The following is a 26667-nucleotide window of genomic DNA, read 5'->3' on the forward strand; positions in this document are numbered from 1 at the left end:
TCCCACAGGGTTGGCGGCGCGCCGTCGAGCTGTGAAAAGGTCACACCTGCCTCTACCGATCAGCTTTCCAGCCAGACGTCTCGTACCCAGTGCCAGACCGACTCCCAGCTTTCCTCGGTCACCAGCTCTTCCTCGCCCGACCACAGCACCACGGTGCCGTCTTCTTCGACACAGTAGTAGTCCTCGCCGTCCTGACAGATCGGGATCAGCTCGCGTGGCACGCCGATGTCCCAGGCGCTGGCGGCGACCTCTGGCAGATACGTATGCGATTGCGGGTCGGTCACGGTGACCGGTTCCAGGCTGCCATACACGACGTCGCTGACGGTGAGCAGATACTCCTTGAAGACGAACGGAATATTGATGAACAACTGCTCTTCGATCTCGACCAGCAGGTCTTCGTCTGGCAGTTCCAGGGGAACCGGTACCGGTTCATTGGCTTCTCGGAGCTGCTCGATCACTTCTTCCACGATGTTTTCCTCTGACCAGAATACGCGCTGCGGTTTATACCTTAGCTGGAAATGGATGCAACGTTCAAAATGCAAAAACCCCGACCAGGGCCGGGGCTTTGCAAAGCGTGACGTGTATCAGTTCTGGCGGATACCCGCGACCAGCCAAGGCTGATTTTCGCCCTGGGCGCGTTCCATGTTCCAGCTTTCGCTGAAGGGTTCGCCCTTGTCGAAGCGCGAGGTCTTCGATACGCCGACGAATGTCAGGGTAGCGATGGTTTTCTCGGCGCGGTCATCGACACCTTCCAGCTGCACTTGCAGATCGTCGATGTAGGTGGACTGGAAGCCATCACCCAGCTCGGCACGTTCCTGCTTCAACGATTGCAGCATCTGCGGGGTAACGAACTCGGCGATCTTGTCCATCTCGTTGGCGTCCCAGTGCTGCTGCAGCGACTGGAAGTGGCTGCGGGCTGCGTTCAGGAAGCTTTCTTCGTTGAACCAGGCCGGCGCGTTGATCACCGGACGGGCTGCGGAAGCACCACTGGCGCCACCGAAGATCGACGGTTGGGCAGGTGCCTGGTCGATCGCTTCACGCTGGTACGGAGCACCGGCGCCGGCCATTTGCGGGCCCTGCTGCTGCTTGCGACGGCGAGCGGCGATGAAGCGGAAGATCAGGAAGGCAATGACCGCCATGATCAGGAAGTCGAAGATCTGCATGCCCTGGAAGCCATCGCCCATGAACATGGACGCCAGCAGGCCACCGGCGGCGAGGCCGGCCAGAGGGCCCAACCAGCGTGAGGCACCGCTGGCGGCTGGGGCTGCACGGCCTGGGACGGCTGCTGCGGCACCTGGGGTGGTGGGCGCGGCCTGGCGAGTCTGGTGAGTCGGGGCTGCGCCCATGCTCTTGCCGCCGCCGAAGCGTTTGGCACTGGCATCGAGGCTCATGGTCAGGCCGATGCACAGGGCCAGGGCCATGCTGAGAAAACGTTGCATAGGTTCATTCCGTTAGGTGGATTGCACGCGAGTCATGTTGCACAGGTGTGCTGTACATAGCTAGTGACAACATGTTTCGAGCTTTTGCGTAAATGCGAAGCGCGGCGTAGGAAAATTCGTTGCTCCTTGGAAAGGCCGTGTCGGCTTTTTCGCGGCCGCCGGGCACCGCGACAAAACCCTGCAGCCAGTGGCTACACTGGCTCGAGCTTCGCGTACCCCAGCATCAACCACTTGCTGCCCTCGGCGAAGTTGACCTGCACTCGCGCCTGCGCGCCGGAGCCTTCGAAGTTGAGGATCACGCCTTCGCCAAACACAGAGTGCTGCACGCGCTGGCCCAGGTTGAACTGGGTTTCCGGAATGTTGGCCGCACCGAACAGGCTGCTCGAGTTCTGCGCCTGGCCACCGCCGAAAGGACGACTCACGCTGTTGGACAAGCGCACTTCCTGGATCAGCCCGGCGGGCACCTCGCGCACGAAGCGCGACACCTTGTTGTAGGTCTCGCTGCCGTAGAGGCGGCGCGTTTCGGCGTAGGTCATGACCAGCTGCTGCATGGCCCGGGTGATGCCGACATAGGCCAGGCGACGCTCTTCCTCGAGACGGCCAGGCTCTTCCAGGCTCATCTTGTGCGGGAACAGGCCTTCTTCCATGCCCACCAGGAACACGTAGGGAAACTCCAGGCCCTTGGCGCTGTGCAGGGTCATCAGCTGCACGCTGTCCTCGTGCTCCTCGGCCTGGGTGTCGCCGGCCTCGAGCGAGGCATGGCCCAGGAACGCCGCCAGCGGCGTCAGGTCGGCTTCTGCCTCGCCGTTTTCGAAGTTGCGCGCAGCGCTGACCAGTTCCTCGAGGTTTTCCACCCGTGCCTGGCCTTTTTCGCCCTTTTCTTCCTGGTGGTAGATGATCAGGCCGGACTGCTCGATGACCGTCTGGGTCATCAGGTGCAACGGCATCTGCATGACCTTGGCGGCGAGGTTCTCGATCAGCTCGATGAACGCGCCCAGGGCATTGGCGGCACGCCCGGTCAGGCCCTTGTTGGCCACCAGTTGGCGGCCGGCTTCCCACATCGACACTTCGGCATGACGGGCATGCTGACGGATGGCTTCGACGGTCTTCTCGCCCAGGCCGCGTGGCGGGACGTTGATCACCCGCTCCAGGGCGGCATCGTTGCCGCGCCCTTCGAGCAGGCGCAGGTACGCCATGGCGTTCTTGATTTCGGCGCGTTCGAAGAAGCGCTGCCCGCCATAGATGCGATAAGGGATACGCTCGCGCAACAGCGCCTCTTCCAGCACCCGCGACTGGGCGTTGGAACGGTAGAGAATGGCGATGTCGCTGCGCGCCAGGCCGGTCTTGAGCGCGCTCTCGATGGTTTCGACCACATAGCGCGCCTCGTCGTGTTCGTTGAACGCGGCGTACAGGCTGATCGGCTCGCCGTCGCCGCCATCGGTCCACAGCTCCTTGCCCAGACGCCCGCTGTTGTTGGCGATCAGGGCGTTGGCGGCCTTGAGGATGCCGGCGGTGGAGCGGTAGTTCTGTTCCAGACGAATCAGCTGCGAATCAGGGAAATCGGCGGAATACTGGTGAATGTTTTCGATCTTGGCGCCGCGCCAGCCGTAGATCGACTGGTCGTCGTCGCCTACCACCATCAGGCTGTCGCCACCTTGTGCCAGCAACCGCAGCCAGGCGTACTGCACGGCGTTGGTGTCCTGGAATTCGTCGACCAGCACATGGCGGAAACGGCGCTGATAGTGCGCCAGCAGGCCAGGGTTGTCGCGCCACAGGTCGAGGGCGCGCAGCAGCAGTTCGGAGAAGTCGATCACCCCCGCCCGCGCGCAGGCCGCCTCGTACGCTTCGTAGATCGAGCGCATGGTCGCCAGGAACAGGTCGCCACCGGGCTGGATGTGCTGCGGGCGCAGACCTTCGTCCTTCTGCCCGTTGATGAACCACTGCGCCTGGCGCACCGGCCACTTCTGCTCGTCCAGGCCCAGCTCGCGCATGACCCGCTTGACCAGGCGCTGCTGGTCGTCGCTGTCGAGGATCTGGAAGTTCTGGTTCAGGCCAGCTTCCTGCCAGTGCGCGCGCAGCAGGCGATGGGCCAGGCCGTGGAAGGTGCCGACCCACATGCCGGCCGGATTGATGCCCATCAGCTGCTCGATGCGCTGGCGCATCTCGGCGGCCGCCTTGTTGGTGAACGTCACCGACAGCAGCGAGTGCGGCGAGGCGTTTTCGACCTGGATCAGCCAGGCGATACGGTGCACCAGCACTCGGGTTTTACCGGAACCAGCACCGGCCAGGACCAACTGACGGCCGACGGAGGCCGCTACGGCCTGGCGTTGGGCATCGTTGAGGGAGTTCAGCAGAAGGGAGAGGTCATCGCGCATCCGGGCATTTTAGGGTGCGCGATGGAGTTGGGGCAAACAAGAGTTGCGCGTCTTTGGATAAATACCTGCAGAGTCGGACATAAGGTGCAAGTGCGCCGCCTGTGCTTGTGTATTCTGGCTCGACGGATGGCACCTCACGACAAGCACATTGCCCATGACGCCGAACCTCAACCCGCTGGACTCGCCCCTGGAGCAGCAGGCCCTGCAGGAGCGCTACGCCGCGCAACTGGCCGCCGAGCGCACGCGCCTGCTGTACCAGGGCTCATTGCTGCCGACCTTGCTGATGCTGCTCAACGGCGGCCTGTGTGCCTGGCTGCTATGGACTCCGCAGCATTACCTGGGGGTCAGCATCGGGTTGCTGTGGCTGTTGCTGCTGGTGGCCGGACGAGTCATCCAGGTGGCGGCGTTCGATGCGGCCATGCCGGACCGGCAGGCCCAGGCCCACTGGCGGCGCATGTTCATCCTCGGCTCGGCCGTCAGCGGCGCGACCCTGGCGGCGGCGGCCATCATGCTGGTGTCCGAAGACAACCTCATCCAACAGGCCTGGGTGTTCGGCCTGCTCGGCGCGGCGACGCTGTCGGCCAGCGTGGCCTACGCGGTCAGCCTGCCGGCCTTTCTTGCCTATACCTTGCCGTGCCTGCTGCCGCCCACCGCCTACCTGTTCGTATGGAACGACGGCGCCCAGCGCGGCTGGGGCTGGTTCGGGCTGATTTTCCTGGGGGCATTGCTGGTGGTCGCCTGGCAGGTCAATCGCCTGACCAACCGCAGCCTGTTGCGGCGCTTTCGCAACCAGGAGCTGATCGAGACCCTGCAGTTGGCGCAAAGCCGCAGCGAGCGCCTGAACCAGGCCCTGACCACCGAAGTTGGCCAGCGCCGCGAGGCCCAGCAGCAATTGGCTCAGGCCCATGCGGAGCTGGAAAATCGCGTGCAGCAGCGCAGTCGTGAACTGGATCAGGCCAACCAGGCGCTGGGCAAGAGCGAGCAGCGTCTGGCCCTGGCGTTGGAGGCGAGCGGTTTGGGCCTGTGGGACTGGAACCTGAGCACAGACGAGGTCTACCACACCCAACTCAAGGAGCTGTTCGGCCTGGAGCCGGAATTCATGCAGGCAATGCTCAAGCAACTGCGCCCGCGCATGCACCCGGAAGACGTGCCGCGGGTGAAGCGTGCCATGATCGACCACCTCAAGGGTCGCAGCGACGACTACCTGGTGCAGTACCGGATCCGCCACCATGAAGGCCACTGGTTGTGGATCGAAGACCACGGTCGGGCCGTGGAGCGTGCGGCGGATGGCAGTGTTCTGCGCATGGTCGGCACCCGCCGCGACGCCAGCCGCGACATCGTCCTGAGCGGCCAGTTGGAGCTGGCGGGGTTGGTGTTCGACCATTCCAGCGAGGGCATCCTGGTGCTCGATGCTCATTGCAAAGTACTGACGTCGAATCCGGCATTCAGCCGTATTACCGGGCTGGCTGCGGATCAGCTCTGCGGGCGATCCTGGTGGCAGCTGCCTTGCAGTCGCGATGTGCGCAGGTGCGAGGCGTCGATTCGGCATGCCATGGACGTCGAGGGTTCATGGCAGGGAGCGCTGACCGAGACGCGACTGAATGGGGAGCAGTATGGTCAATGGCTACAACTGATCGGCGTGCGAAATGCCCGAGGTGAAGTTCACCAGACCATCGTTCTGGTCACCGACGTGTCGGCGCGTACCGGTGACCACCGCTAGCCTGGGCCGGGGTACGCGCAGGTGAGACTCATGGGTACCGATGACATTCGCAAAGGGCCGGATTTGGCGGCCGATCATCCTTGCTGAGACGTTTAACTGGGCGATCACAGAGGCCTGTAGTATAACTGCAGACTAGCTACATCCCGGCCCTTCGACCCCTTTAGCGGAAGCTGTCCCTTGAACCTGCTGCAACACATCGACCAGTCTCGCCACCTGCTGCGCAAATCCGAACTCAAGGTTGCCGAGCATGTGCTGCTGGACCCTGCGGCGGTGATGCACAGCTCCATGGCCGACCTGGCGCACAGCGTGGGCATCAGCGAGCCGACCATCGTGCGTTTCTGCCGGGCGATCGGCTGCACCGGTTTCCAGGACCTCAAACTCAAGCTGGCGCAAAGCCTGGCGGCGGGGGCGAGTTTCGGTCAGTTCGCCATCCACGAAGACGACTCGGTGGCCGACTACAGCCTGAAGATCTTCGACACCACCCTGCATACCCTGATGGAGGTGCGCGAGAAGCTCGACCCCGAAGCCCTGCAGCGGGCGATCCGCGCCATGGTCACCGCACAGCGTGTCGAGTTCTATGGTTTCGGCGCATCCGGCGCAGTGGCCGCCGATGCACAGCACAAGTTCTTCCGTCTGCTGCTGACGGCGGCGGCGTACTCGGACCCGCACATGCAGGCCATGTCGGCAGTGACACTGAAGCCGACCGACGTGGCCGTGTGCATCTCCCAATCCGGGCGCTCGAAGGACCTGCTGATCACCGCCAACCTGGTGCGTGAAACCGGCGCCACCCTGATTTCGCTGTGCCCGGGGCAGACGCCGCTGGCGGAACTGGCGACGGTCAACCTGGCGGTCGACGTGCATGAAGACACCGAGATCTACACCCCGCTGGCCTCCCGCATCGCCCACCTGGTGGTGATCGACGTACTGGCCATGGGCGTGGCAATGGCCCGCGGCCCGGACCTGGTCAATCACCTGAAGAGCGTCAAGCGCAGTCTGCGCAGCCTGCGCCTGTCGCCCAAGTCGTTGAAGGCCCACGAGGCTCACGAGGACTGAGCGACCGCTGCGGTTTAACCCGATGTTCACCGCCTCGTCGCCAAACCTTCACATAGCCACGCCACCCTGTACTCCCGAACTCGAACTGGGAGACACGCAATGGCTCGTTACTTCGATGGCTCGCAACCGCAGGGCAACAGCGCGACCCGTACCAAACGTCAGCAGGAAGATCAGCGCCGCATGGAGTTTCGCCGCGCGATCGAGAGCTATTCCGAGCAGCGTCGTTTGCTCCAGGAAATCGGCGACGATGCCGAGCTCAATTACTGGCAGGCGGCATCGACGGGTTCCCGGCAAAGCGCTCGACCAGCGCCGTGATCTGTACACGTTCGGCGCGGATGAATGCGGTAAAGGCCAACGCCACCGGCGACTGACGCCGTGCCTTGGCCTGCACCACGCACCAACTGCGCTGCAACGGCAGCTCTTCCACACGCAATTCGCACAAGGTACCTGTGGATAACTCCCTGGCGACGGCGTGGCGTGTCAGCAGTGCCAGCCCCAGCCCCGCGATCACGCATTCGCGCTGAGCCTCGGCGGAAGACACTTCCAGCGTCTGCGCAAAATGCACGCGCTTCTCTTTGAAATATTCCTCGCACGCTCGTCGTGTGCCCGAACCCTGTTCGCGTACCAGCAAGGTATAGGCTTGCAGGTCCTGCAGGTTCACCCGTTCCTGCTGGCACAGCGGGTGCTCGGGCGGAGCCACCGCCACGATCGGGTTGTTGAGGAAGGGCATAAAGTCCAGCCCCATGTCCTGCGGCACCATCGACATGATGGTCACGTCGTCGCGGTTGTCACTCAAACGGCGAATGACCTGCGCACGGTTGACCACCGTGAGCTGCAGATTGACTTCCGGATGCAGCGTGCGGAAGGCGGCGAACAGGTGTGGCGTGAAATATTTGGCACTGGATTCGACCGCCAGCTTGAGTTGCCCCTGCAGCGAGCCCTGCAGGTCGGACAGCTGCATGTCGAGGTTTTCCAGACGGCCGAAGATATCCCGGCTGGCGGCCTGCAGCGCTTGCGCTGCCTCGGTCAGGTAGAGCTTCTTGCCCACATAGTCGAATAAGGGCTGGCCCACCAGCTCTTCCAGCTGACGAATCTGCAAGCTGACTGCCGGTTGAGTCAGCGACATTTCTTCTGCCGCGCGGCTGTAGGAGCGCAGGTCGCACACTTCGTTGAACACTTGCAGCTGACGCAACGTCAAGCGCATCAATGACTTACGCATTTATTAATCCGATGTGCGGTGGGTAGTTCCTCAAATATAAGCTTTTACTAATATGTAACCCAACAAAGATTTATTTTTATTAATCCTCATGCCGCGCTAGCTTGCAGGGGCGACCAGGAAACAACTGGTTACCCAAAGGGTCGGCCACGCACCGACCCGAATGGATTCATCGGTCGAGGAAATTCCAAGTGATAAAAAAGATCCTGATCGCCAACCGAGGTGAGATTGCCGTACGTATCGTACGAGCCTGCGCCGAAATGGGCATTCGTTCGGTCGCGATCTACTCCGAAGCCGATCGCCACGCGCTGCACGTCAAGCGCGCCGACGAAGCCCACAGCATCGGTGCCGAGCCCCTGGCCGGTTACCTGAACCCACGCAAGCTGGTGAACCTGGCGGTTGAGACCGGCTGTGATGCCCTGCATCCAGGCTATGGCTTCCTTTCCGAGAACGCCGAGCTGGCGGATATCTGCGCCGAGCGAGGGGTGAAGTTCATCGGCCCGTCTGCCGAGGTCATCCGCCGCATGGGTGACAAGACCGAAGCCCGGCGCAGCATGATCAAGGCGGGCGTGCCGGTCACGCCCGGCACCGAGGGCAACGTGGCCGACATCCGCGAAGCGCTGGAGGAGGGCGAACGCATCGGCTATCCGGTCATGCTCAAGGCCACTTCCGGTGGCGGCGGGCGCGGCATTCGTCGCTGCAACAGCCGCGAGGAGCTGGAGCAGGCGTTCCCGCGGGTGATTTCCGAAGCGACCAAGGCTTTCGGTTCGGCCGAAGTGTTCCTGGAAAAATGCATCGTCAATCCCAAGCACATCGAGGCACAGATTCTGGGTGACAGCTTCGGCAATGTGGTGCACCTGTTCGAGCGCGACTGCTCGATTCAGCGGCGCAACCAGAAGCTCATCGAGATCGCGCCCAGCCCGCAGCTGACCCCCGAGCAGCGCGCCTACATCGGCGACCTGTCGGTGCGAGCGGCCAAGGCGGTGGGTTACGAGAACGCCGGCACCGTGGAATTCCTGCTCGCCGAGGGCGAGGTGTATTTCATGGAGATGAACACCCGGGTGCAGGTCGAACACACCATCACCGAGGAAATCACCGGCATCGACATCGTCCGTGAGCAGATCCGCATCGCCTCGGGGCTGGCCCTTTCGGTAAAGCAGGAAGACATCGTGCACCGCGGCTTTGCCCTGCAGTTCCGCATCAATGCCGAGGATCCGAAGAACAATTTCCTGCCCAGCTTCGGCAAGATCACCCGCTACTACGCGCCTGGTGGGCCGGGCGTACGCACCGACACGGCGATCTATACCGGCTACACCATTCCGCCGTTCTACGATTCCATGTGCCTGAAGCTGGTGGTCTGGGCGCTGACCTGGGAGGAGGCCATGGACCGCGGCCTGCGTGCGCTGGATGACATGCGCCTGCAAGGCATCAAGACCACTGCGGCGTACTACCAGGAAATCCTGCGCAACCCCGAGTTTCGCAGTGGCCAGTTCAACACCAGTTTCGTCGACAGCCACCCCGAGCTGACCCAGTACTCGATCAAGCGCAAACCCGAAGAGCTGGCCCTGGCCATCGCCGCCGCCATCGCCGCCCACGCCGGCCTGTGAGGAACACAACAATGTCCAATACGCCTGTTTCCAAGCGAATATTCGTTACCGACACCATCCTGCGCGACGCCCACCAGTCCTTGCTGGCAACGCGCATGCGCACCGAGGACATGCTGCCTATCTGCGACAAGCTCGACCGGGTGGGCTACTGGTCGCTGGAAGTATGGGGCGGCGCCACCTTCGACGCCTGCGTGCGCTTTCTCAAGGAAGACCCGTGGGAACGCCTGCGCAAGCTGCGCGAGGCGCTGCCGAACACGCGTCTGCAGATGCTCCTGCGCGGGCAGAACCTGCTCGGCTACCGGCATTACAGCGATGACGTGGTGCGGGCCTTCGTGGCCAAGGCGGCCGACAACGGTATCGACGTGTTTCGCATCTTCGATGCCATGAACGACGTGCGGAACCTGCGCGTGGCCATCGAGGCCGTGAAGGCAGCCGGCAAACACGCCCAGGGCACCATCGCCTATACCACCAGCCCGGTGCATACCGTGGCCGCGTTCGTGGCCCAGGCCAAACAGATGGAAGCCATGGGCTGCGACTCGGTGGCGATCAAGGACATGGCCGGCTTGTTGACGCCTTATGCGACCGGCGAACTGGTCAGGGCGTTGAAGGCCGAGCAGTCGCTGCCGGTGTTCATCCACAGCCACGACACGGCAGGCCTGGCCGCGATGTGCCAGCTCAAGGCCGTGGAAAATGGCGCCGATCACATCGACACCGCCATCTCGAGCTTCGCCTGGGGCACCAGCCATCCGGGCACCGAGTCGATGGTCGCGGCGCTCAAGGGCAGCGAATTCGATACCGGCCTGAGCCTGGAACTGCTGCAGGAAATCGGCCTGTATTTCTACGCCGTGCGCAAGAAGTACCACCAGTTCGAAAGCGAATTCACCGCGGTCGATACCCGTGTGCAGGTCAACCAGGTGCCGGGCGGGATGATTTCCAATTTGGCCAACCAGCTCAAGGAGCAGGGCGCGCTGAACCGTATGAACGAGGTGCTGGCCGAGATCCCCAAGGTGCGCGAAGACCTCGGCTTCCCGCCACTGGTCACGCCCACCTCGCAGATCGTCGGTACCCAGGCATTCTTCAACGTGTTGGCCGGCGAGCGCTACAAGACCATCACCAACGAAGTGAAGTTGTACCTGCAAGGCGGCTATGGCCAGGCGCCGGGTAAGGTCAACGAACAACTGCGGCGCCAGGCGATCGGCAGCGAGGAGGTCATCGACGTACGTCCCGCCGACCTGCTCAAGCCGGAGATGGACAAGCTGCGCAAGGACATCGGCGAGCTGGCCCAGTCGGAGGAGGATGTACTGACGTTTGCGATGTTCCCCGACATCGGGCGCAAGTTCCTCGAAGAGCGTGCCGCCGGCACGCTGGTGCCCGAGGTGTTGCTGCCGATCCCCGAGGCCGGAGCGCAGGTTGCGCGCAGCGGTGAAGGGGTACCGACCGAATTCGTCATCGATGTGCACGGCGAGAGCTATCGAGTCGACATCACCGGTGTCGGGGTCAAGGCCGAAGGCAAGCGGCACTTCTACCTGTCCATCGACGGCATGCCTGAAGAGGTGGTGTTCGAGCCGTTGAACGAGTTCGTCGGCAGCGGTATCGGCAAACGCAAGCAGGCCAGCGAACCCGGCCATGTCAGCACCGCCATGCCCGGCAATATCGTCGATGTGCTGGTCAAGCTGGGTGACTCGGTCAAGGCCGGCCAGGCGCTGTTGATCACCGAGGCGATGAAGATGGAAACCGAGGTCCAGGCCGGTGTGGCAGGCAAGGTCACGGCGATCCACGTGGCCAAGGGCGACCGCGTGAACCCCGGCGAGATACTGATCGAGATCGAGGGCTGATCTCAGGTTTCAAGGTTTTCCTCTGGGGGCCGGGTGGCCCCCTTTTTTTTGTCCACCCGGCAGCCGCGAGACTGATCAGAAGCGCATCTGCCACTGGCCGACCACAGCATGGTTGCGACTGTTGCTACCCAGCTCGCCGGTGTAACCAATGCCGACGCTCTGCCGCGCACTGACACCCAGGTCCAGGCCGGCTTCGACCATCAGGCTGTCGCGGTCCAGGGCGCTGCCTTCGACACTGAACGCATTGCCACCACTGGCAAACGCCTGCCGGGTGCTGTTGTCGACGTCTCCATAGGCATGACGCCAGCCCAGGCTGCCACGCGGGGTCAGGCTCATGCCGTTGTCCAATTGGCTCAAGTGAGCCAGGCGCACGCCGAAGGTGCTGGTGAAGTTGTCCTGTGTCTGGGCGTCCACGGCAAGGGCGGCGGCTCCGCCTTTTTCGCGGTAGCCGTCGCGGCTGTAGCGCTGGTAGCCCAGGTTGGCGAAGGGTTCGGCGCTGAGCCGGCCGCTGCCCAGGTCGTATCCCAGTTCGGCGAAGGCTTGCTGGCTGTCGGCGTCGTAGTCGCCGCGCAAACGGTCACTGAAGCCGGCGAAGTCGACACTGCGCTTGCTGTTGCCATCATGCTGGCTGTAGGCCGCACCCAGGCGCAGGGCCAGCGGGCCGCTCTGGCGCAGGGCATAGATGCCTGCGTGCCAGCTGTCGATTTTGCCGTCCACGCCGGATGCGTCCAGGTCGGTACGTGAATAACCACCCAGCAGACCCACGCGCCAGTCCGGGGCCAGTGCCCAGTCGATGCCCAGCACGGCGCCCGAAGTCCGTTGTTCGAGGCCATCGCTGCCGTGTTCGCCATCGAGCTTGCCGTAGCTGCCCAGTGCCTGGACCCAGACACGGCCCTGTGCGTTGGGGTCGTTGAGGTTGCGGGCCTGGTCGGGTATGCCGCTGGCGGCCAGCACCGGCGTGTCTTGTGCGCCCAGACCCACCAGCAGGCCGCTGCCGCTGCCCATCTGGCGCATGGCCGAGAGCATGCTGCTGCCGACCTGGGTGGTACCGGCCAGGGTTGCGGCAGCCAGGTTGGCGTTGCTGCTGCCAGCCAGTTGCTCGATGGCCGCCCCTGCGCTGGCGGTACTGGTGCCGAGCAGGGCGTTGTACAAGGTGCCGCTGCTTGCGGCAGCCAGGCTGCGGGCCGCATTGCCGCCATCGGTGGTGCTGGCGAAGTCGGCGAAGGCGATGTCGTTGCGGGTGTAGTCGAGGTCGACCGCGGTCGCGCCGTAGCTCAGGGTCGGGGTCAGAAAGGCGTAGTCGCTCGTCACCGTACCGAAGCGACCGTTCACGCTGCCCGCCTGCAGCACGGTGTAGCGGCTTTGCCAGGGGTATTCGCCACTGCTCGGGACAACGGCCAGGGTGGCGCCGTCGAGATTGGCCGCGCCTGCGACCTGCAGCGGCGCACTGCTGCCATCGGCGTTCACCCCATACGCCAGGGTTGCGCCGCGTGCCAGTGTCAGGTCGCCGTTGACCAAGGCAGTGCCCAGCTGGCTGTTGCTCGACAAGGTGCCGTTGACGAGCAGGTTGCCCACTGCGCCACCGCCGGCGTAGACGCCGCCCGGATCAACGCTGAGGTTGCCGGCAATACTGCCCTGGTTGATCAGCGTGGCGCCGTTGGCAATGCGACTGTCGGCGCTGAAGTCGCCGATGCTGGTGAGGGTCCAGGTGCCGCTCTGCACTTCCAGGGTTTCGAAGTGGCGGCTGTTGCCGAAACTGCCGCCGGCATTGCCCTCCAGGATCACACGATCGCGGCCGCTGCCGCCGTCGACCACACCGTTGAAGCGACCACCGCTAAGTACGGTCAAACGGTCATCGCCTGCGCCCATTTGCAGGGCCTGTCCATTGCTGCCGCCAATGGAGCCGGCGTTTATGACGGTGTCGGCGAAGGCGCCATTGAGCTGCACGCCGAAGCCGTTGAGCCCGCTGATGCTGCCATGGTTCTCCAGATAGGTGGCGCCATGGGCCGAGCCATTGCTGCCATCGTCGATCAGGATGGCATTGTCGGCGCCGTTGATGGTGGCGCCTGCCGCATTGAAAATATAACCGCCGCCCATGGCGATGCCTTCGCTGGCATTGAGGGGATCGCCTGGCTTGGCACCGGATGCACCGGTGCCGCGAATGGTGCCGTAGTTCTCGATATGGCCGATGTAGTCGATGTCCACACCGTCGCCATCACCCACGGCCTGCAGGCCGGACACATCGCCGGAGATCAGGCCATGGTTGATGACCGTGCCATTGCCGTCCGAACCGTAGCCCGAGCCATTGCGGCCTATCAGCGTGCCTTCGTTGTACAGCAGCGCACCTTCGTCCGTGGTCAGGCCGTGGCGGCCGCCGCTGATCAAGCCATGGTTGTACACGGACACGCCAGTGGCCGCCGCCACGTCGATACCGTCGTACTTGTCGTCGAGGCTGACGGTGTCGCCTGTGGATATCTCGCCGTGGTTGATGATCGTGGCATTGATGCCGGTTTTCATCGCGTCGTTCTTTTCGCTGCGGATCAACCCGCCGGCGCGGTTGTCGAGGGTGGTGGCGATGCCAGCGCTTTCCAGGGCTTCCAGATCGATAGCGCGCTTGTTCAGCGAGCGCAGCGTGCCACTGTTGTCGATGGCGATGGCGCCACGGCTGAAATCGTCCTTGATGCGAAAGGCATCGGACGAGCCTTGAATCAGCGCACCCGCGCGATTGATCAGGGTGTAGTTGCGCATTGCGCCGCTACTGGAGCTGTCGATGGCTCGATCGGCAGTGGAGATCAGCCGGCCCGAGTTATCCACAACCACGCCAGTACCCGCTGCCGAACCCTTGAGCTTGATCGCCTCGGCACTGGCCGTGATGCTCCCAGCCTTGCTCACCGTCAGGCGATCGGTATCGCTCAGGCTTTGCGTCGCCTGGATGGCGGTATCGATCTGCAGGTCTTTGGCGAAGGCCGCCGACATCGGCGTGCCCGGGGCGAGCAGAGCGATGGCAAGGGCGAGGCGGTGCGGAGAGTACGGCATGAGCGGACGACCTGATTGCAGTGAGGTCGTCCTGTATAGCCCCTGGTCTTTACAGAATTATTTAAACGCCGACGCGAAACTGTTCCAAGGGTTTGCGCTGGCCGGAAGAAGGCTGGTTGTCTACCGCCAGCCAGCCCTCGAACGCTGCCTCGATTGCCGGCCACTCGCTGTGGGTGATGGAAAAGTACGCCGTGTCACGGTTGCGACCCTTGACTACCATGTGCTGGCGGAACACGCCTTCGAGGCTGAAACCGACGCGTTCGGCGGCGCGGCGCGAACGTTTGTTGGCGTTGTCGCACTTCCATTCGACCCGGCGATAGCCCTGACCGAATGCCAGCTTGAGCGCCAGGTAGATCGCCTCCGTGCCCTTGGGCGTGCGCTGCATGGAGGCGGCAAAGGCCACGTGGCCCACTTCCAGGCGTCCGTGCGCCGGCACGATGGACATCAGGCTGAGGATGCCTTCGGCTTTGCCGGTGTGCTGGTCGACCACGCAGAAGCCCAGCGGATCGTTGCTGATGGCATAGCCGTCGAGCCAGATGTAGAACAGCTCCAGGTCGTTGAAGGGACCGTAGGGCAGGTAGTCCCACAGCTGCGCGTCGGACTGCGGCCCCTGCAGGGCTTCCCAGAGGTCTTCACCATGGCGCTTGGGATCGAGTTTCTCCAGGCGGATGAAGCGACCGTTCATGGTGGTCGCCACGGGTGCCTTTACGGGCTTCCAGTCGGATGCGGAGGCGGATGTGGGCATGGCAGCTCCTAGAGTGGCTTGCGAAATTGGATGAAACCGGGCTGCTCGGCGATATTCCGGTACAGCCCGATGGCGGTGCTGTTGGTTTCATGGGTGAGCCAGTGGACCTTGGCGCAACCGGCGGTCTTGGCGGTTGCGTAGACGAACTCGATCAACTGGCGACCCACGCCCCCACCGCGTACCGAAGCATCCACCAGCAGATCCTGCAGGTAGCAGGAGTTTTCAATGGTCCAGCACGAGCGGTGATAGATGTAGTGAACCATGCCGATGGCCACGCCGTCGCGCCAGGCAAGCGCCGCGTGCATGGGTTCGGCGTCGTCGAGCATGCGCTGCCAGGTGACCTGGGTCACGGCGTCGGGAATCTCGGTCTGGTAGAAAAGCTGGTAGGCCCGCCAGAGGTTCAGCCAGGCAAGATGGTCGGCTGCGGTAACAGGACGAATGGCGAGGTCGGACATGGTCGTGCTCCGGTGGGTCGTGACGGTCATCTTGGCATCTTGTGCGAGCGAGTGCATCCAACAGCACTCGGAAGATTATCCACACAGGTATCCACAGGGTTATACCCCCGGTTATGCACAGGTTTATCCACAGATCGCCCTAAGCGTCTGGTATTACATACAGTGAAATGGCTTGCTCAGCCGCGGTTGGACAGTTTCTGACCGGCGCGTCGAGGGAACGTTGCAAGAAGGTTGTTCACAAAATCCTGCGGGTGCCTGGCACCGATCACCTGCGGCCTGAAGTCGCTCTGGTCGCAGAGACGCATCAACACCTGGCTTTAGGTTTTATACTGCTGCGCTGTCTTGTCTCTCTATTCGGATGCTGCCATGAGTTCGACCTTTTCTGTTGCCCCACGGCGTGCACTGGGTGCGCCGCTGGTGGCGATCTCTCTGCTGGTGCTCGGCGGGGTGTTTCTCGCCGCTGCGGTGGGTTCGCGCCAGGTGCTGTTGTGGGCGGTCGGTGCGGCCCTGGGTCTGACGCTTTATCACGCAGCCTTCGGCTTCACGTCTGCCTGGCGGGTGTTCATCCGTGATCGCCGAGGCGCAGGGCTGCGGGCGCAGATGGTCATGCTGACGCTGGCGGTGCTGCTGTTCTTTCCGGTTCTGGGTGCAGGCAGCCTGTTCGGCCAGCCGGTGGTGGGGCTGGTCGCGCCCGCCGGTTTGTCGGTGGTGTTCGGTGCCTTCATTTTCGGCATCGGCATGCAGTTGGGTGGCGGTTGCGCGTCGGGGACGCTGTTCACCGTCGGTGGTGGCAACGCACGCATGCTGGTGACCCTGCTGTTCTTCATCTGTGGCTCACTGATCGCGACCCACCATGTGGACTGGTGGTTTGCCTTGCCATCGTTGCCGGCGATCTCGATCGTCAAGAGCCTGGGCGTGGTGCCGGCGCTGTTGCTGAGCCTGGGCGTGTTCGCGCTGATCGCGTGGGTGACCGTGGGCCTGGAACGGCGTCGGCATGGTGCGCTGGAAACACCCGACGTGCGGGCGACGCCTGGTTCGAACAGGTTCCTGCGCGGGCCGTGGCCCCTGGTGTGGGGAGCAGTCGCGCTGGCGCTGCTGAACTTCGCCACGCTGGCGCTGGCCGGTCGGCCTTGGGGCATCACGTCGGCGTTCGCCCTGTGGGGGGCGAAAGTGGCCAGTGGGTTGGGCGTGGACGTGGGCAGTTGGGCGTTCTGGCAAACCGCATCCAACGCCAAGGCGCTGGCTGCGCCGGTGTGGGAGGACATCACCAGCGTCATGGACATCGGTATCGTGCTGGGTGCACTGCTGGCGGCGGGGTTGGCCGGGCATTTCGCGCCCAGCTTGAAGATCCCGCGCCGGTCACTGATCGCGGCCGTGATTGGCGGGTTGTTACTGGGCTATGGGTCGCGCCTGGCTTATGGCTGCAACATCGGTGCGTATTTCAGCGGCATTGCCTCTGGCAGCCTGCATGGCTGGCTGTGGCTGGTTGCCGCCTTCATCGGCAACAGCGTTGGCGTTCGCTTGCGTCCGTTGTTCTTTCCCAACGAAGCGCGCGTGGAACGCCTGACCGGCTGCTGAGTGACAGTGACACCGCGGCGCCTGCTTCGCGGCCGCTGACCGCTTCTACGGGATCATGCAAGCTTCGTAGGAGCGGTCCGTGGCCGCGAAGGGCGCGCCGCAGTCTGTCTGATGCACCGCAGCGCCTGTTTCGCGGCCGATGACCGCTCCTACGGGATCGTGCAAGCTTCGCAGGAGCGGCCCGTGGCCGCGAAGGGCGCGCCGCAGTCTGTCTGATGCACCGCAGCGCCTGTTTCGCGGCCGCTGACCGCTCCTACGGGATCATGCAAGCTTCGTAGGAGCGGTCCGTGGCCGCGAAGGGCGCGCCGCAGTCTGTCTGATGCACCGCAGCGCCTGTTTCGCGGCCGATGACCGCTCCTACGGATGTGCGCAACCCTTGGAGCAGCGCGAAGGGCGCGCCGCGGTTTCGATCAGGCCAGTTCGCCGCACAGGTCGAGTTCTACCAGGCGGCGGACTTCTTCCACCGGCAAGCCTGCACCCAGCAATGCGTGCAGCTTGCCCAGTGCCGTCTCGCGGGTCATGCCGCCGCCGGAGAGCACGCCTGCATCGCGCAGGCGGCTACCGGCTTCATACACATCCAGTTCGACGCCGCCTTCCTGGCATTGCGTCAGCGCTACGACCACGATGCCCCGCGCCTGAGCTGCCCGCAGCGCGTCGAGGAACGGCGCGTTGTCGGACGGCCCGGTGCCGCTGCCGTAGCATTCGAGCAGCAAGGCCTGCACCCCGCTGTCCACGACCGCCTGCAACAGCGGCACGCCGAGGCCGGGGTACAGCGGCAATACACCGATGCTGGCAGGCTGACGTGGCTGGCGATAATCCAGCGCCGCCGGCATCGGTGCGACCCTGGCGGCGCCACCTGTGCGCCGCAATGCGGCAAACGGATTGCGCCCCGAGCTGCGCACCTTGGCGCAGCGGGTCGGCGGCAGCAGCGCACCGTGGAAATGCAGGTGTACACCCGGCTCCAGGCCCCGGGCGAGATCTGCCAGGGCGCCGTTGACGTTTTCCCAGGCATCGCTGCCGGGCACCCCGGCAGGCAGCATGGAACCGGTGAACAGCACCGGTGCCTGGAGCCCCAGCAACTGGAAGCTCATGGCCGCCGCGCTGTACGCCAGCGTGTCGGTGCCATGCAGGATCAGTACGGCATCGCAACCCTGCTCATCCACCGCTCGAACCACGGCTTCGCGCAGACGCTGCCAGTAGGCCGGCGTCATGTTGGCGCTGTCGATCAGCGGCAGCAGCTCCTCGAAGCTGAATTGCGGCACCACCAGCTCAGGCTGGGCATCGAGTTGTTCGCGCATGCGCGCCTCGAAGCCCGAAGCCGGAGCCAGGCCATTGGCACTGGCCTGCATGCCGATGGTGCCGCCGGTGTACAGCACCCGCACATGACGGGCAGGGGATGCGATGCTCATGCAGAAGGCTCCTTAACGCTGGACGGGCAGGGATGCCTGGGCCTTTTCATCGGCTGCCGACGGATTTGGTACCGGCCAGGCCTTCAGATCCAGGTCGAGGTCGGCGAACTGCCGCGAATCGAACACCGGTACCTTGATCCCGGCACTGCGCTGCGCATCATAGTCGCGCAGCAGGCGCAGGCCGGTCTTGAACAGCATGGCCAAAGCGATCAGGTTGACGAAGGCCAGCAGGGTCATGGTGATGTCGGCGAAGGCAAACACCGTTTCCAGGTTTTCGATGGCGCCCCAGAAGATCAGCAACAGCACGATCGCGCGGTACACCAGCACCGCCTTGCGGTTGTCGCCAATGAGGAAGCGCAGGCTGTTCTCGCCCAGATAATAGTTGTAGAGGATCGAGGTGAACACGAACAGCGACAAGGCGACACTGATGAACACCCGGCCCCATTCACCCACCACGTTGGCCAGCGAGTTCTGCGTCAGGGCAATGCCATCGCCCTCGAAGCCCGGCGTGTAGAAGCCCGACAGCAGGATCACCAGTGCGGTACAGGTACAGATCACGAAGGTGTCGAGGAAGACGCTGAACGCCTGCACCACGCCCTGTGCAACCGGGTGTTCGACCTGCGCCACGGCGGCCACGTTGGGCGCACTGCCCAGGCCCGCTTCGTTGGCGAACACACCACGTTTCACGCCCATGACGATGGCGCTGCCGAGCAGACCGCCGAATACCGGGTCCAGGCCGAACGCGCTGCGCACGATGGTCGCCAGCATTTCCGGAACCTGATCGAACTGCAGCACGATCACATAGAGGCTGACGGCGATGTAGGCCAGGGTCTTGACCGGCACCAGCAGGTCGGCGACCGCCGCGATTCGCTTGATACCACCGAAGAACACCAGGCCCAGCAACGCGGCCAGGCCTACGCCGGTCCAGGTGGTGGACAGGCCGAAGGCATCGTTCAGCGAACTGGTGACCGCATGCGATTGCAGGCCGTTGAAGGCAAAGCCGAAGGTCAGCAGCAACAGCACCGCCATGACCATGCCCAGCCAGCGCTTGCCCAGGCCGTGCTGAATGTAGAACGAAGGACCGCCGCGGTATTGGCCGTCGGGGTCGCAGCGCTTGTAGGCCTGCGCCAGGGTACATTCGAAGAAGCTGCTGGCCATGCCCACCAGGGCGGTGACCCACATCCAGAACACCGCGCCCGGGCCACCCAGGGTCACGGCAATGCCGACGCCTGCGATGTTACCGGCGCCGACTCGCCCGGCCAGGCTGAGCATCAGTGCCTGAAACGAGCTGAGCTGGTCTGAACTGTTGCGCAGGCTGTCGCGGAACACACTGAACATGTGCAGGAAGTGGCGCAGTTGGACGAAGCGCGAGCGCACGGTGAAATAGCCACCGAGGCCGACGATAAGCACGATCAGGACTTTTCCCGAGAGGAAGTCGTTGATGACTTCAAGCATGGGGGTTACCTCGTCAAGTTCAAAAGGGCGGCACTATACCCATAGGTGTAAGGCCGCGCAGCTTTTTGGTGCATAGGACTGGGCATATTCATCTTGTGGGATGTTTGACCCAGGGCGTTACAGCGGCACAAAAAAAGGGCTCCGAAATTGCTCTCGGAGCCCTCAAAAGGTGAGAGGTGTCTAGTCCCTCGACCTGGTGAGCGTACGGCCGGCTCAGGCCTTGAGGGGCACGAGGCGCGGCGCGATCATGTTTTCCGGGCGCAGGATGTCGGCCAGCATGGCGTCGTCGAGCAGGCCTTCCTCACGTACCAGCTCCAGCACGCCGCGACCTGTCTGCAGGGCGATGCGAGCGATACGGGTGGCGTTTTCATAGCCAATGTAGGGGTTCAGCGCGGTGACCAGGCCGATGGAGTGCTCCACCAGCTCGCGGCAGCGCTGTTCGTTGGCGGTGATGCCGACGATGCAGTGTTCACGCAGCATGTCCATGGCGCGCTGCAGCAGGCGGATGGAGTCGAAGATCTTGTAGGCGATCAGCGGTTCCATGACGTTGAGCTGCAACTGCCCGCCCTCGGCGGCGATGGTCAGGGCCAGGTCGTTGCCCATGATCTCGAAGGCGCACATGTTGACCGCTTCGGGAATCACCGGATTGACCTTGCCCGGCATGATCGAGCTGCCCGGCTGGCGCGCCGGCAGGTTGATTTCGTTGATGCCGGTACGCGGGCCGCTGGACAGCAGGCGCAGGTCGTTGCAGATCTTCGACAGCTTGACCGCAGTGCGCTTGAGCATGCCGGAGAACAGCACGAATGCACCCATGTCGGAGGTTGCTTCGATCAGGTCGGCGGCGGGCACCAGCGGCTGGCCGCTGATGGTGGCCAGGCGCGACACGGCCAGCGCTTGATAGCCCGGGTCGGCGTTGATGCCGGTGCCGATGGCGGTGCCACCCAGGTTGACTTCGGTCAGCAGTTCCGGAGCCAGGCTGCGCAGGCGGTTGAGGTCTTCGGTCAACGTGGTGGCGAAGGCCTTGAATTCCTGGCCCAGAGTCATCGGCACGGCGTCCTGCAGCTGGGTCCGACCCATCTTCAACACGTGGGCGAATTCCACGCCCTTGGCGGCGAATGCCTGGATGAGGCTGTCGAGGCTGGCCAGCAGGGCGTCGTGGCCCAGCAGCAGACCCAGGCGAATGGCCGTCGGGTAGGCGTCGTTGGTCGACTGCGCCATGTTCACGTCGTTGTTGGGGTGCAGGTACTGGTATTCGCCTTTCTGATGGCCCATGACTTCCAGGGCGATGTTGGCGATCACCTCGTTGGCATTCATGTTGGTGGACGTACCGGCGCCACCCTGAATCATGTCGACCACGAACTGATCGTGGAAATCGCCGCGCACCAGGCGGGCACACGCTTCACTGATTGCCGCATGCTTGGCTGTGTTCAGATGCCCCAACTGGTGGTTGGCATCGGCGGCGGCCTGCTTGACCATGGCCAGGGCCACGACCAGCTTGGGGTAGTGCGACAACGGCACGCCGGAGAGGCGGAAGTTGTGCACGGCGCGCAGGGTTTGAATGCCGTAGTAGGCTTCAGCCGGGACTTCGAGAACGCCGAGCAGGTCTTTTTCAGTGCGCAGTGATGCAGCGGAGGACATGATAGAGATAATCTCTGTAGAGGCCCGGCAAGTGCCGGAATGCTTGCAATGCTAGGCCTGTAGCAGATTTGCGGCTAATGCTGATGCTTGCTGGGGTATGCATAATCGGCATAATGGCGCATGTGACGCGCAAGGGTGATCCGGCGTATTCCAATGACGTCGGTGTTGTCCGCCGACGCGGCTTGCGCCGCTGCTACAAGGGATCCCTGTAGCAGCAGCGCGAGCCGCGTCCGGCTTTACACGCTGCCCGAATCAACGTACCGAGAACCGACATGAACCTGGAAAGCAAATGGCTGGAAGATTTCAGCGCACTGGCGGCCACCCGCAGCTTTTCACAAGCGGCTGAACGCCGCTTCGTCACCCAGCCTGCGTTCAGCCGGCGTATCCGCAGCCTGGAAGCTGCGCTGGGCCTGACGTTGGTGAATCGATCGCGCACGCCGGTCGAGTTGACCGAGGCCGGTCAGTTGTTCCTGGTCACGGCGCGCACGGTGGTCGACCAACTGGGCGAGGTCTTGCGTCATCTGCATCACTTGGAAGGCGGGCAGGGTGAAGTCATGCAGGTGGCTGCAGCGCACTCGCTGGCATTGGGGTTCTTTCCGGGCTGGATCGCGAAACTGCGCAACGACGGCCTGCCCATCGCCACGCGTCTTGTGGCCACCAACGTCGGCGATGCAGTGCATGCGTTGCGCGAGGGCGGCTGCGACCTGATGCTGGCGTTCTACGACCCCGATTCGGCGATGCAGATGGACCCGGAAATATTTCCGTCGCTGCACCTGGGCACCACCGAGATGCTGCCCATCTGCGCCAGCGACGCCCAGGGCCAGCCGTTGTTCGACCTGGAAGGCGAGGGCAGCATTCCACTGCTGGCTTACACCGCAGGCGCATTTCTCGGGCGCTCGGTGAACCTGCTGCTGCGTCAGCGCAGCCTGCGCTATACCACGGTGTACGAAACCGCCATGGCCGACAGCCTGAAAAGCATGGCGCTCGAAGGCCTGGGGATCGCCTGGGTGCCGCGCCTGAGCGTACGCGCCGAGCTGGCTCGCGGCGAGCTGGTGGTGTGTGGCGGGCAGCAGTGGCACGTGCCGTTGGAGATTCGCGTGTATCGCTGTGCGTTGGTGCGCAAGGCCAATGTGCGGCTGTTGTGGAAGCGGTTGGAGGGTGCGGCGGCGGGCAGCGCCTGACTGGATTCGGCGGTGCTGCCTTCGCGGCCACTGGCCGCTCCTACGCAGAGCCATCGGGATCCCCATAGGCGCGGCCATCGCGATCTCTGTAGGAGCGGCCAGTGGCCGCGAAGGATCCAGCACCTGTTTCACTGACCTGAAAGTCAACAAACCCGTGCTTCGCAGCCATTTGACGGCCGGTCGAGATGGCTGCAATAAATCTTCATTCTTACGGTATACTGCGCGGCCTTCGGCCGGTCTGTTCCGGCCATTATTCGCATAACGAGCCACGCCGGTCTTCCTGCGTGGCTCGTTGTTTTTTGACGCGCCTGCGGGCGCCCAAGAGAAGAGGCTCGACGATGAGTGCATTGGTTGGCGTGATCATGGGCTCCAAGTCCGATTGGTCCACCCTTAGCCACACCGCCGATATGCTGGAAAAGCTCGGTATTCCCTTCGAGGTCAAGGTGGTTTCCGCCCACCGCACCCCGGACCTGCTGTTCCAGTATGCCGACGAGGCCGAAAGCCGCGGCATCGAGGTGATCATCGCCGGTGCCGGCGGCGCGGCGCATCTGCCAGGCATGTGCGCGGCCAAGACGCACCTGCCGGTGCTGGGCGTGCCGGTGCAGTCGTCCATGCTGTCGGGCGTCGACTCGCTGCTGTCCATCGTGCAGATGCCGGCGGGCATTCCGGTCGCCACACTGGCCATCGGCAAGGCCGGCGCGATCAACGCCGCGCTGCTGTCGGCCAGCATCCTGGGCGCCAAGCACCCGCAGTTCCACACTGCGCTGAAAACGTTCCGCGCCGAGCAGACAGACAACGTTCTGGACAATCCCGACCCGCGCCAGGCCTGAGGTTCTTTGACATGAAGATCGGTGTAATCGGTGGCGGCCAACTGGGCCGCATGCTGGCCTTGGCCGGTACCCCCCTGGGGATGAACTTCGCTTTCCTGGACCCGGCGCCCGATGCCTGTGCCGCCCCCCTGGGCGAGCACCTGCGGGCCGACTATGGCGACCAGGATCACCTGCGCCAGTTGGCCGACGAAGTCGACCTGGTCACTTTCGAGTTCGAAAGCGTTCCGGCCGAGACCGTGGCGTTCCTGTCGCAATTCGTACCGGTGTATCCCAGTGCCGACGCGCTGCGCATCGCCCGTGACCGCTGGTTCGAAAAAAGCATGTTCAAGGACCTGGACGTGCCGACGCCGACGTTCGCCGACATCCAGTCCCAGGCCGATCTCGACGCCGCGGTGGCCAGCATCGGCCTGCCCGCCGTGCTGAAAACCCGTACCCTGGGCTATGACGGCAAAGGCCAGAAGGTCCTGCGCAGCGCCGTTGATGTGGCCGGGACCTTCGCCGAACTGGGCAGCGTGCCGTGCCTGCTCGAAGGCTTCGTGCCCTTTGCCGGCGAAGTGTCGCTGATCGCCGTGCGCGCACGCGATGGCGAGACCCGCTTCTACCCGCTGGTGCACAACACCCACGAGGCCGGCATCCTGCGCCTGTCGGTGGCAAGCACCGCGCATCCACTGCAGGGGCTGGCCGAAGACTACGCTGGTCGTGTGCTGGAAAAGCTCGACTACGTTGGCGTACTGGCGTTCGAGTTCTTTGAAGTGGACGGTGGCTTGAAGGCCAATGAAATCGCGCCCCGCGTGCACAATTCGGGGCATTGGACCATCGAAGGCGCCGAGTGCAGCCAGTTCGAAAACCACCTGCGCGCCGTGGCCGGGCTGCCATTGGGTTCGACCGCCAAGGTCGGCGAAAGCGCCATGCTCAACTTCATCGGCGAAGTGCCGGCAGTGGCGCAGGTCGCGGCCATCGACGACTGCCATCTGCACCACTACGGCAAGGCGTTCAAGGTCGGCCGCAAGGTCGGTCATGCCACCGTGCGGTGCGCCGATCGCGCCACGTTGCAACGCCAGATCGCCGAAGTGCAGGCCCTTATCCAGGGTTGAGGAACCATTGCCGACCATCAACCCTCTGATGGCTGTACGCCAAGGCTGCTATCGCAGCTTGGCATCAAGCCTGTTCATATCAGAGGGAATATCATGGGAATCATCGGGACTATCTTCATCGGCTTGATCGTTGGTCTGCTGGCGCGTTTTCTGAAGCCTGGCGATGACAGCATGGGTTGGATCATGACCATTCTGCTGGGTATCGCCGGCTCCCTGGCTGCGACCTACGGTGGTCAGGCGCTGGGTATCTACCGGGCTGGCGAAGGTGCCGGTTTCCTCGGCGCGCTGGTCGGCGCGATCATCCTGCTGGTTATCTACGGCATGGTCAGCAAGAAGCGTTGATTCAACGCGCCTGATACCTGCGTCAATCCTGCAGGTACCTGACTGGTTGCACCGCAGCCCCCATCGAGCTTGCCTCGATGGGGGCTGCGTCACGTCTGGGCTGTGGTTAGAATGGCCGACTTTCCACTCTGGGCCCTGCCATGCGCCGACTTCTACTGCTCTGCTTCATGTTCGCCGCAGCCACTGCGCATGCTGAACTGCCGGAAACCGACTGGCTGCAGCTGATGCCCAAGGCCGACCAGCAGGCTTTGGAGCAGATGCCCGAAATCGACCACGACTCACCCGAGGCGCAGGGCACGTTCACCGAAAAGGGCGGCATGAAGCAAGCCAAGGGTCTGCCGGCGGTGATGTATTCCACCAAGACCGTGGCGGCCATGAACGGCAAGGACATTCGCATCGGTGGCTACCCCGTTCCGCTGGAAAGCGATGCCAAGGGCAACAGTACGCTGTTCTTCCTGGTGCCATACCCAGGCGCGTGCATTCACGTTCCGCCGCCGCCGCCGAACCAGTTGATCCTGGTGCGCTACCCCAAGGGGCTGAAGCTGGCCGATATCTACACGCCGTTGTGGGTCACGGGCAAGGTCAAGGTGGAGAAGATCAGCAACGACCTGGCCGATGCGGCTTATGCGCTGGATGCACAGAAAGTGCGGGTGGTGGAGGAGTCGGATTTGTGAGTTTGCAGGCCTTGCCTCTTCGCTAGCCTTCTACCCGCGAAGAGGCCAGACCTGCCTGCAAATATCAAAGCTCCGAAGCTGTAAACCTCACACCCATGGCACACGCCGCACCGGGTGCCAGCGTCACCACGTCATCCCAGACGTTCGCCGTCTCGATGCACAGCATGCCCTGCCATCCATCGTCGGCCATGTCCGGCAAGGCCGTGGCGCGCTCGACCCACGGGTTCCACACCACTGCGCTGCGCGAGCCGGTGGAGGCGAGGGTCACCCGACGTTGCCAGCCTGGGTCGACGAAACTCAGCTGCGCTGGAGTATTCAGGTAGATCCGGTCGGTTTCGCCGGCAAACCCGAGCACGCCAGCCTGCTGGCGGGGCTGCCAGCCGTCCAGGGTTTCGATGTAGGTCAGGCCGCCCAGGCACTCGACGGTGGCCTGACGCACGTCGCTCACCGCAAAGTAACTGTGCAGTGCCTGGCTCAGGCTTACGGTATGGTCGTCCAGGTTGCGACTGTGCAAGGTGATCTCCAGCGCCTCGCCAAGCACCACGCACAGCCTGACCTCGACCTTGTGCGGCCACCCTGGCAATTCGCCGCGAGCTGCCTGCGGCACGCTCAATTCGACCTTGATGCCCGATTCGAGCTGGTCGATACCCAGCAACTCCCAGTCCAGCGTCCGCACCAGGCCGTGGGCAGGGGCCTCGTCGCTGGCGGTGCGCATGGCCTGCACCGCCTCGGGATTGCGCCCCAGGTTGCCGAACCATGGCCAACACACCGGCACGCCGGTGCGAACGGCCTTGCCCGGCTTGTAGAGGGCGGCCGGGTTGGGCCAGATCAGCGGCTGCTGACCGTGACGCTGATAGCTGATTACCTGGGCGCCTTGTTGCGCGATCAGCAGCTCAGCCTGATCGGTGCTGATGCGCCAGCAATTGAGTTCATCGAGCTTGACCGATTCGACCTGCGGCTCAGACATGAAGAGTTCTCGCTATGG

Annotated in this window: 21 protein-coding genes and 1 pseudogene; 11 read left to right on the plus strand and 11 right to left on the minus strand. The window is 63.6% G+C overall.

The genetic code is table 11. The features are described 5' to 3' along the window. Positions 1-59 precede the first annotated feature (59 nt). From IFT76_RS16285 to uvrD, 3 genes are all read right to left on the minus strand, one after another. Complete coding sequence (locus IFT76_RS16285) at positions 60-467, minus strand: SMI1/KNR4 family protein (RefSeq protein ID WP_122480011.1); 408 nt, start codon at positions 465-467, stop codon at positions 60-62. 117 nt (positions 468-584) lie between these two features. Further along, a complete protein-coding gene (locus tag IFT76_RS16290; RefSeq protein ID WP_122480010.1) occupies positions 585-1439 on the minus strand; it encodes a Tim44 domain-containing protein in 855 nt (284 codons plus the stop codon). 191 nt (positions 1440-1630) lie between these two features. Then, positions 1631-3814 carry a DNA helicase II gene (uvrD, locus tag IFT76_RS16295; protein WP_122480009.1) on the minus strand — a complete coding sequence of 728 codons (2184 nt, stop codon included), beginning with the start codon at positions 3812-3814 and terminating at the stop codon, positions 1631-1633. A gap of 154 nt (positions 3815-3968) precedes the next feature. On the opposite strand from uvrD, the pseudogene IFT76_RS16300 reads away from it, so the two are divergent. The 3 genes and pseudogenes from IFT76_RS16300 to IFT76_RS16310 form a co-directional block, all read left to right on the plus strand. Then, positions 3969-5516, plus strand: a pseudogene (locus IFT76_RS16300) (PAS domain-containing protein); the annotation flags it as partial. Positions 5517-5711: 195 nt separating this feature from the next. Then, complete coding sequence (gene hexR, locus IFT76_RS16305; protein WP_192059306.1) at positions 5712-6587, plus strand: transcriptional regulator HexR; 876 nt, start codon at positions 5712-5714, stop codon at positions 6585-6587. Between the two features lie 99 nt (positions 6588-6686). Beyond that, positions 6687-6902 carry a PA3496 family putative envelope integrity protein gene (locus IFT76_RS16310; protein ID WP_192059308.1) on the plus strand — a complete coding sequence of 72 codons (216 nt, stop codon included), beginning with the start codon at positions 6687-6689 and terminating at the stop codon, positions 6900-6902. On the opposite strand, the gene IFT76_RS16315 is transcribed toward IFT76_RS16310, so the two are convergent. Then, complete coding sequence (locus IFT76_RS16315) at positions 6844-7806, minus strand: LysR family transcriptional regulator (RefSeq protein WP_192059310.1); 963 nt, start codon at positions 7804-7806, stop codon at positions 6844-6846. The two genes, IFT76_RS16310 and IFT76_RS16315, sit on opposite strands and share 59 nt — an antisense overlap. A 188-nt stretch (positions 7807-7994) precedes the next feature. Between IFT76_RS16315 and IFT76_RS16320 the strand changes: the two genes are divergently transcribed. Both IFT76_RS16320 and oadA read left to right on the plus strand, forming a co-directional pair. Further along, complete coding sequence (locus IFT76_RS16320; protein ID WP_122480004.1) at positions 7995-9410, plus strand: acetyl-CoA carboxylase biotin carboxylase subunit; 1416 nt, start codon at positions 7995-7997, stop codon at positions 9408-9410. Positions 9411-9421: 11 nt separating this feature from the next. Beyond that, positions 9422-11245 carry a sodium-extruding oxaloacetate decarboxylase subunit alpha gene (gene oadA, locus IFT76_RS16325; RefSeq protein WP_185794645.1) on the plus strand — a complete coding sequence of 608 codons (1824 nt, stop codon included), beginning with the start codon at positions 9422-9424 and terminating at the stop codon, positions 11243-11245. Between the two features lie 75 nt (positions 11246-11320). On the opposite strand, the gene IFT76_RS16330 is transcribed toward oadA, so the two are convergent. The 3 genes from IFT76_RS16330 to IFT76_RS16340 form a co-directional block, all read right to left on the minus strand. Further along, positions 11321-14281, minus strand: a complete 2961-nt coding sequence (locus tag IFT76_RS16330; RefSeq protein ID WP_192059312.1) for an autotransporter family protein — start codon at positions 14279-14281, stop codon at positions 11321-11323. A gap of 61 nt (positions 14282-14342) precedes the next feature. Further along, on the minus strand, positions 14343-15026 hold the full coding sequence (locus IFT76_RS16335) for a GNAT family N-acetyltransferase (protein WP_122480001.1): 684 nt from the start codon (positions 15024-15026) through the stop codon (positions 14343-14345). An 8-nt stretch (positions 15027-15034) separates the two neighbouring features. Then, positions 15035-15481: a GNAT family N-acetyltransferase gene (locus tag IFT76_RS16340; protein WP_192055147.1), complete on the minus strand. Its 447-nt coding sequence runs from the start codon at positions 15479-15481 to the stop codon at positions 15035-15037. A 366-nt stretch (positions 15482-15847) separates the two neighbouring features. Between IFT76_RS16340 and IFT76_RS16345 the strand changes: the two genes are divergently transcribed. After that, the gene (locus tag IFT76_RS16345) at positions 15848-17059 is read left to right on the plus strand and encodes a YeeE/YedE family protein (RefSeq protein ID WP_192059314.1); all 1212 of its coding nucleotides are present in this window, start codon (positions 15848-15850) and stop codon (positions 17057-17059) included. A gap of 410 nt (positions 17060-17469) precedes the next feature. On the opposite strand, the gene IFT76_RS16350 is transcribed toward IFT76_RS16345, so the two are convergent. The 3 genes from IFT76_RS16350 to IFT76_RS16360 form a co-directional block, all read right to left on the minus strand. Then, a complete protein-coding gene (locus IFT76_RS16350) occupies positions 17470-18468 on the minus strand; it encodes an asparaginase (RefSeq protein ID WP_192059316.1) in 999 nt (332 codons plus the stop codon). Positions 18469-18480: 12 nt separating this feature from the next. Continuing rightward, the gene (locus IFT76_RS16355) at positions 18481-19923 is read right to left on the minus strand and encodes an alanine/glycine:cation symporter family protein (protein WP_192059318.1); all 1443 of its coding nucleotides are present in this window, start codon (positions 19921-19923) and stop codon (positions 18481-18483) included. A 213-nt stretch (positions 19924-20136) separates the two neighbouring features. After that, positions 20137-21561, minus strand: coding sequence for an aspartate ammonia-lyase (locus IFT76_RS16360; RefSeq protein ID WP_122479996.1), 1425 nt, complete (start codon positions 21559-21561; stop codon positions 20137-20139). Positions 21562-21833: 272 nt separating this feature from the next. On the opposite strand from IFT76_RS16360, the gene IFT76_RS16365 reads away from it, so the two are divergent. From IFT76_RS16365 to IFT76_RS16385, 5 genes are all read left to right on the plus strand, one after another. Beyond that, positions 21834-22742, plus strand: a complete 909-nt coding sequence (locus tag IFT76_RS16365) for a LysR substrate-binding domain-containing protein (protein ID WP_185794651.1) — start codon at positions 21834-21836, stop codon at positions 22740-22742. Between the two features lie 338 nt (positions 22743-23080). After that, entirely contained in the window at positions 23081-23572 is a 492-nt protein-coding gene (gene purE / locus IFT76_RS16370; RefSeq protein ID WP_122479994.1) for a 5-(carboxyamino)imidazole ribonucleotide mutase, read from the plus strand. Between the two features lie 11 nt (positions 23573-23583). After that, the gene (locus IFT76_RS16375; protein ID WP_192059319.1) at positions 23584-24666 is read left to right on the plus strand and encodes a 5-(carboxyamino)imidazole ribonucleotide synthase; all 1083 of its coding nucleotides are present in this window, start codon (positions 23584-23586) and stop codon (positions 24664-24666) included. Positions 24667-24759: 93 nt separating this feature from the next. Next, positions 24760-25008: a GlsB/YeaQ/YmgE family stress response membrane protein gene (locus IFT76_RS16380; protein ID WP_122479992.1), complete on the plus strand. Its 249-nt coding sequence runs from the start codon at positions 24760-24762 to the stop codon at positions 25006-25008. 140 nt (positions 25009-25148) lie between these two features. Then, on the plus strand, positions 25149-25682 hold the full coding sequence (locus tag IFT76_RS16385; RefSeq protein WP_192059321.1) for a DUF3299 domain-containing protein: 534 nt from the start codon (positions 25149-25151) through the stop codon (positions 25680-25682). Between the two features lie 64 nt (positions 25683-25746). Here IFT76_RS16385 and IFT76_RS16390 read toward each other — a convergent pair whose 3' ends face one another. After that, on the minus strand, positions 25747-26649 hold the full coding sequence (locus tag IFT76_RS16390; protein WP_122479990.1) for a D-hexose-6-phosphate mutarotase: 903 nt from the start codon (positions 26647-26649) through the stop codon (positions 25747-25749). Between the last annotated feature and the right edge of the window lie 18 nt (positions 26650-26667).

Source organism: Pseudomonas sp. CFBP 13727 (assembly GCF_014841915.1).
In the GTDB taxonomy this organism is placed as follows: Bacteria; Pseudomonadota; Gammaproteobacteria; order Pseudomonadales; family Pseudomonadaceae; genus Aquipseudomonas; species Aquipseudomonas baltica.

Coding starts and splice junctions, on each gene's coding strand:
- IFT76_RS16365 (WP_185794651.1), top strand. CDS start 21,834: ATGAACCTGGAAAGCAAATGGCTGGAAGATTTCAGCGCACTGGCGGCC.
- IFT76_RS16340 (WP_192055147.1), bottom strand. CDS start 15,481: ATGTCCGACCTCGCCATTCGTCCTGTTACCGCAGCCGACCATCTTGCC.
- purE (WP_122479994.1), top strand. CDS start 23,081: ATGAGTGCATTGGTTGGCGTGATCATGGGCTCCAAGTCCGATTGGTCC.
- IFT76_RS16335 (WP_122480001.1), bottom strand. CDS start 15,026: ATGCCCACATCCGCCTCCGCATCCGACTGGAAGCCCGTAAAGGCACCC.
- IFT76_RS16385 (WP_192059321.1), top strand. CDS start 25,149: ATGCGCCGACTTCTACTGCTCTGCTTCATGTTCGCCGCAGCCACTGCG.
- IFT76_RS16345 (WP_192059314.1), top strand. CDS start 15,848: ATGAGTTCGACCTTTTCTGTTGCCCCACGGCGTGCACTGGGTGCGCCG.
- IFT76_RS16330 (WP_192059312.1), bottom strand. CDS start 14,281: ATGCCGTACTCTCCGCACCGCCTCGCCCTTGCCATCGCTCTGCTCGCC.
- uvrD (WP_122480009.1), bottom strand. CDS start 3,814: ATGCGCGATGACCTCTCCCTTCTGCTGAACTCCCTCAACGATGCCCAA.
- IFT76_RS16380 (WP_122479992.1), top strand. CDS start 24,760: ATGGGAATCATCGGGACTATCTTCATCGGCTTGATCGTTGGTCTGCTG.
- IFT76_RS16350 (WP_192059316.1), bottom strand. CDS start 18,468: ATGAGCATCGCATCCCCTGCCCGTCATGTGCGGGTGCTGTACACCGGC.
- IFT76_RS16355 (WP_192059318.1), bottom strand. CDS start 19,923: ATGCTTGAAGTCATCAACGACTTCCTCTCGGGAAAAGTCCTGATCGTG.
- IFT76_RS16290 (WP_122480010.1), bottom strand. CDS start 1,439: ATGCAACGTTTTCTCAGCATGGCCCTGGCCCTGTGCATCGGCCTGACC.
- IFT76_RS16310 (WP_192059308.1), top strand. CDS start 6,687: ATGGCTCGTTACTTCGATGGCTCGCAACCGCAGGGCAACAGCGCGACC.
- IFT76_RS16375 (WP_192059319.1), top strand. CDS start 23,584: ATGAAGATCGGTGTAATCGGTGGCGGCCAACTGGGCCGCATGCTGGCC.
- IFT76_RS16360 (WP_122479996.1), bottom strand. CDS start 21,561: ATGTCCTCCGCTGCATCACTGCGCACTGAAAAAGACCTGCTCGGCGTT.
- IFT76_RS16315 (WP_192059310.1), bottom strand. CDS start 7,806: ATGCGTAAGTCATTGATGCGCTTGACGTTGCGTCAGCTGCAAGTGTTC.
- oadA (WP_185794645.1), top strand. CDS start 9,422: ATGTCCAATACGCCTGTTTCCAAGCGAATATTCGTTACCGACACCATC.
- IFT76_RS16390 (WP_122479990.1), bottom strand. CDS start 26,649: ATGTCTGAGCCGCAGGTCGAATCGGTCAAGCTCGATGAACTCAATTGC.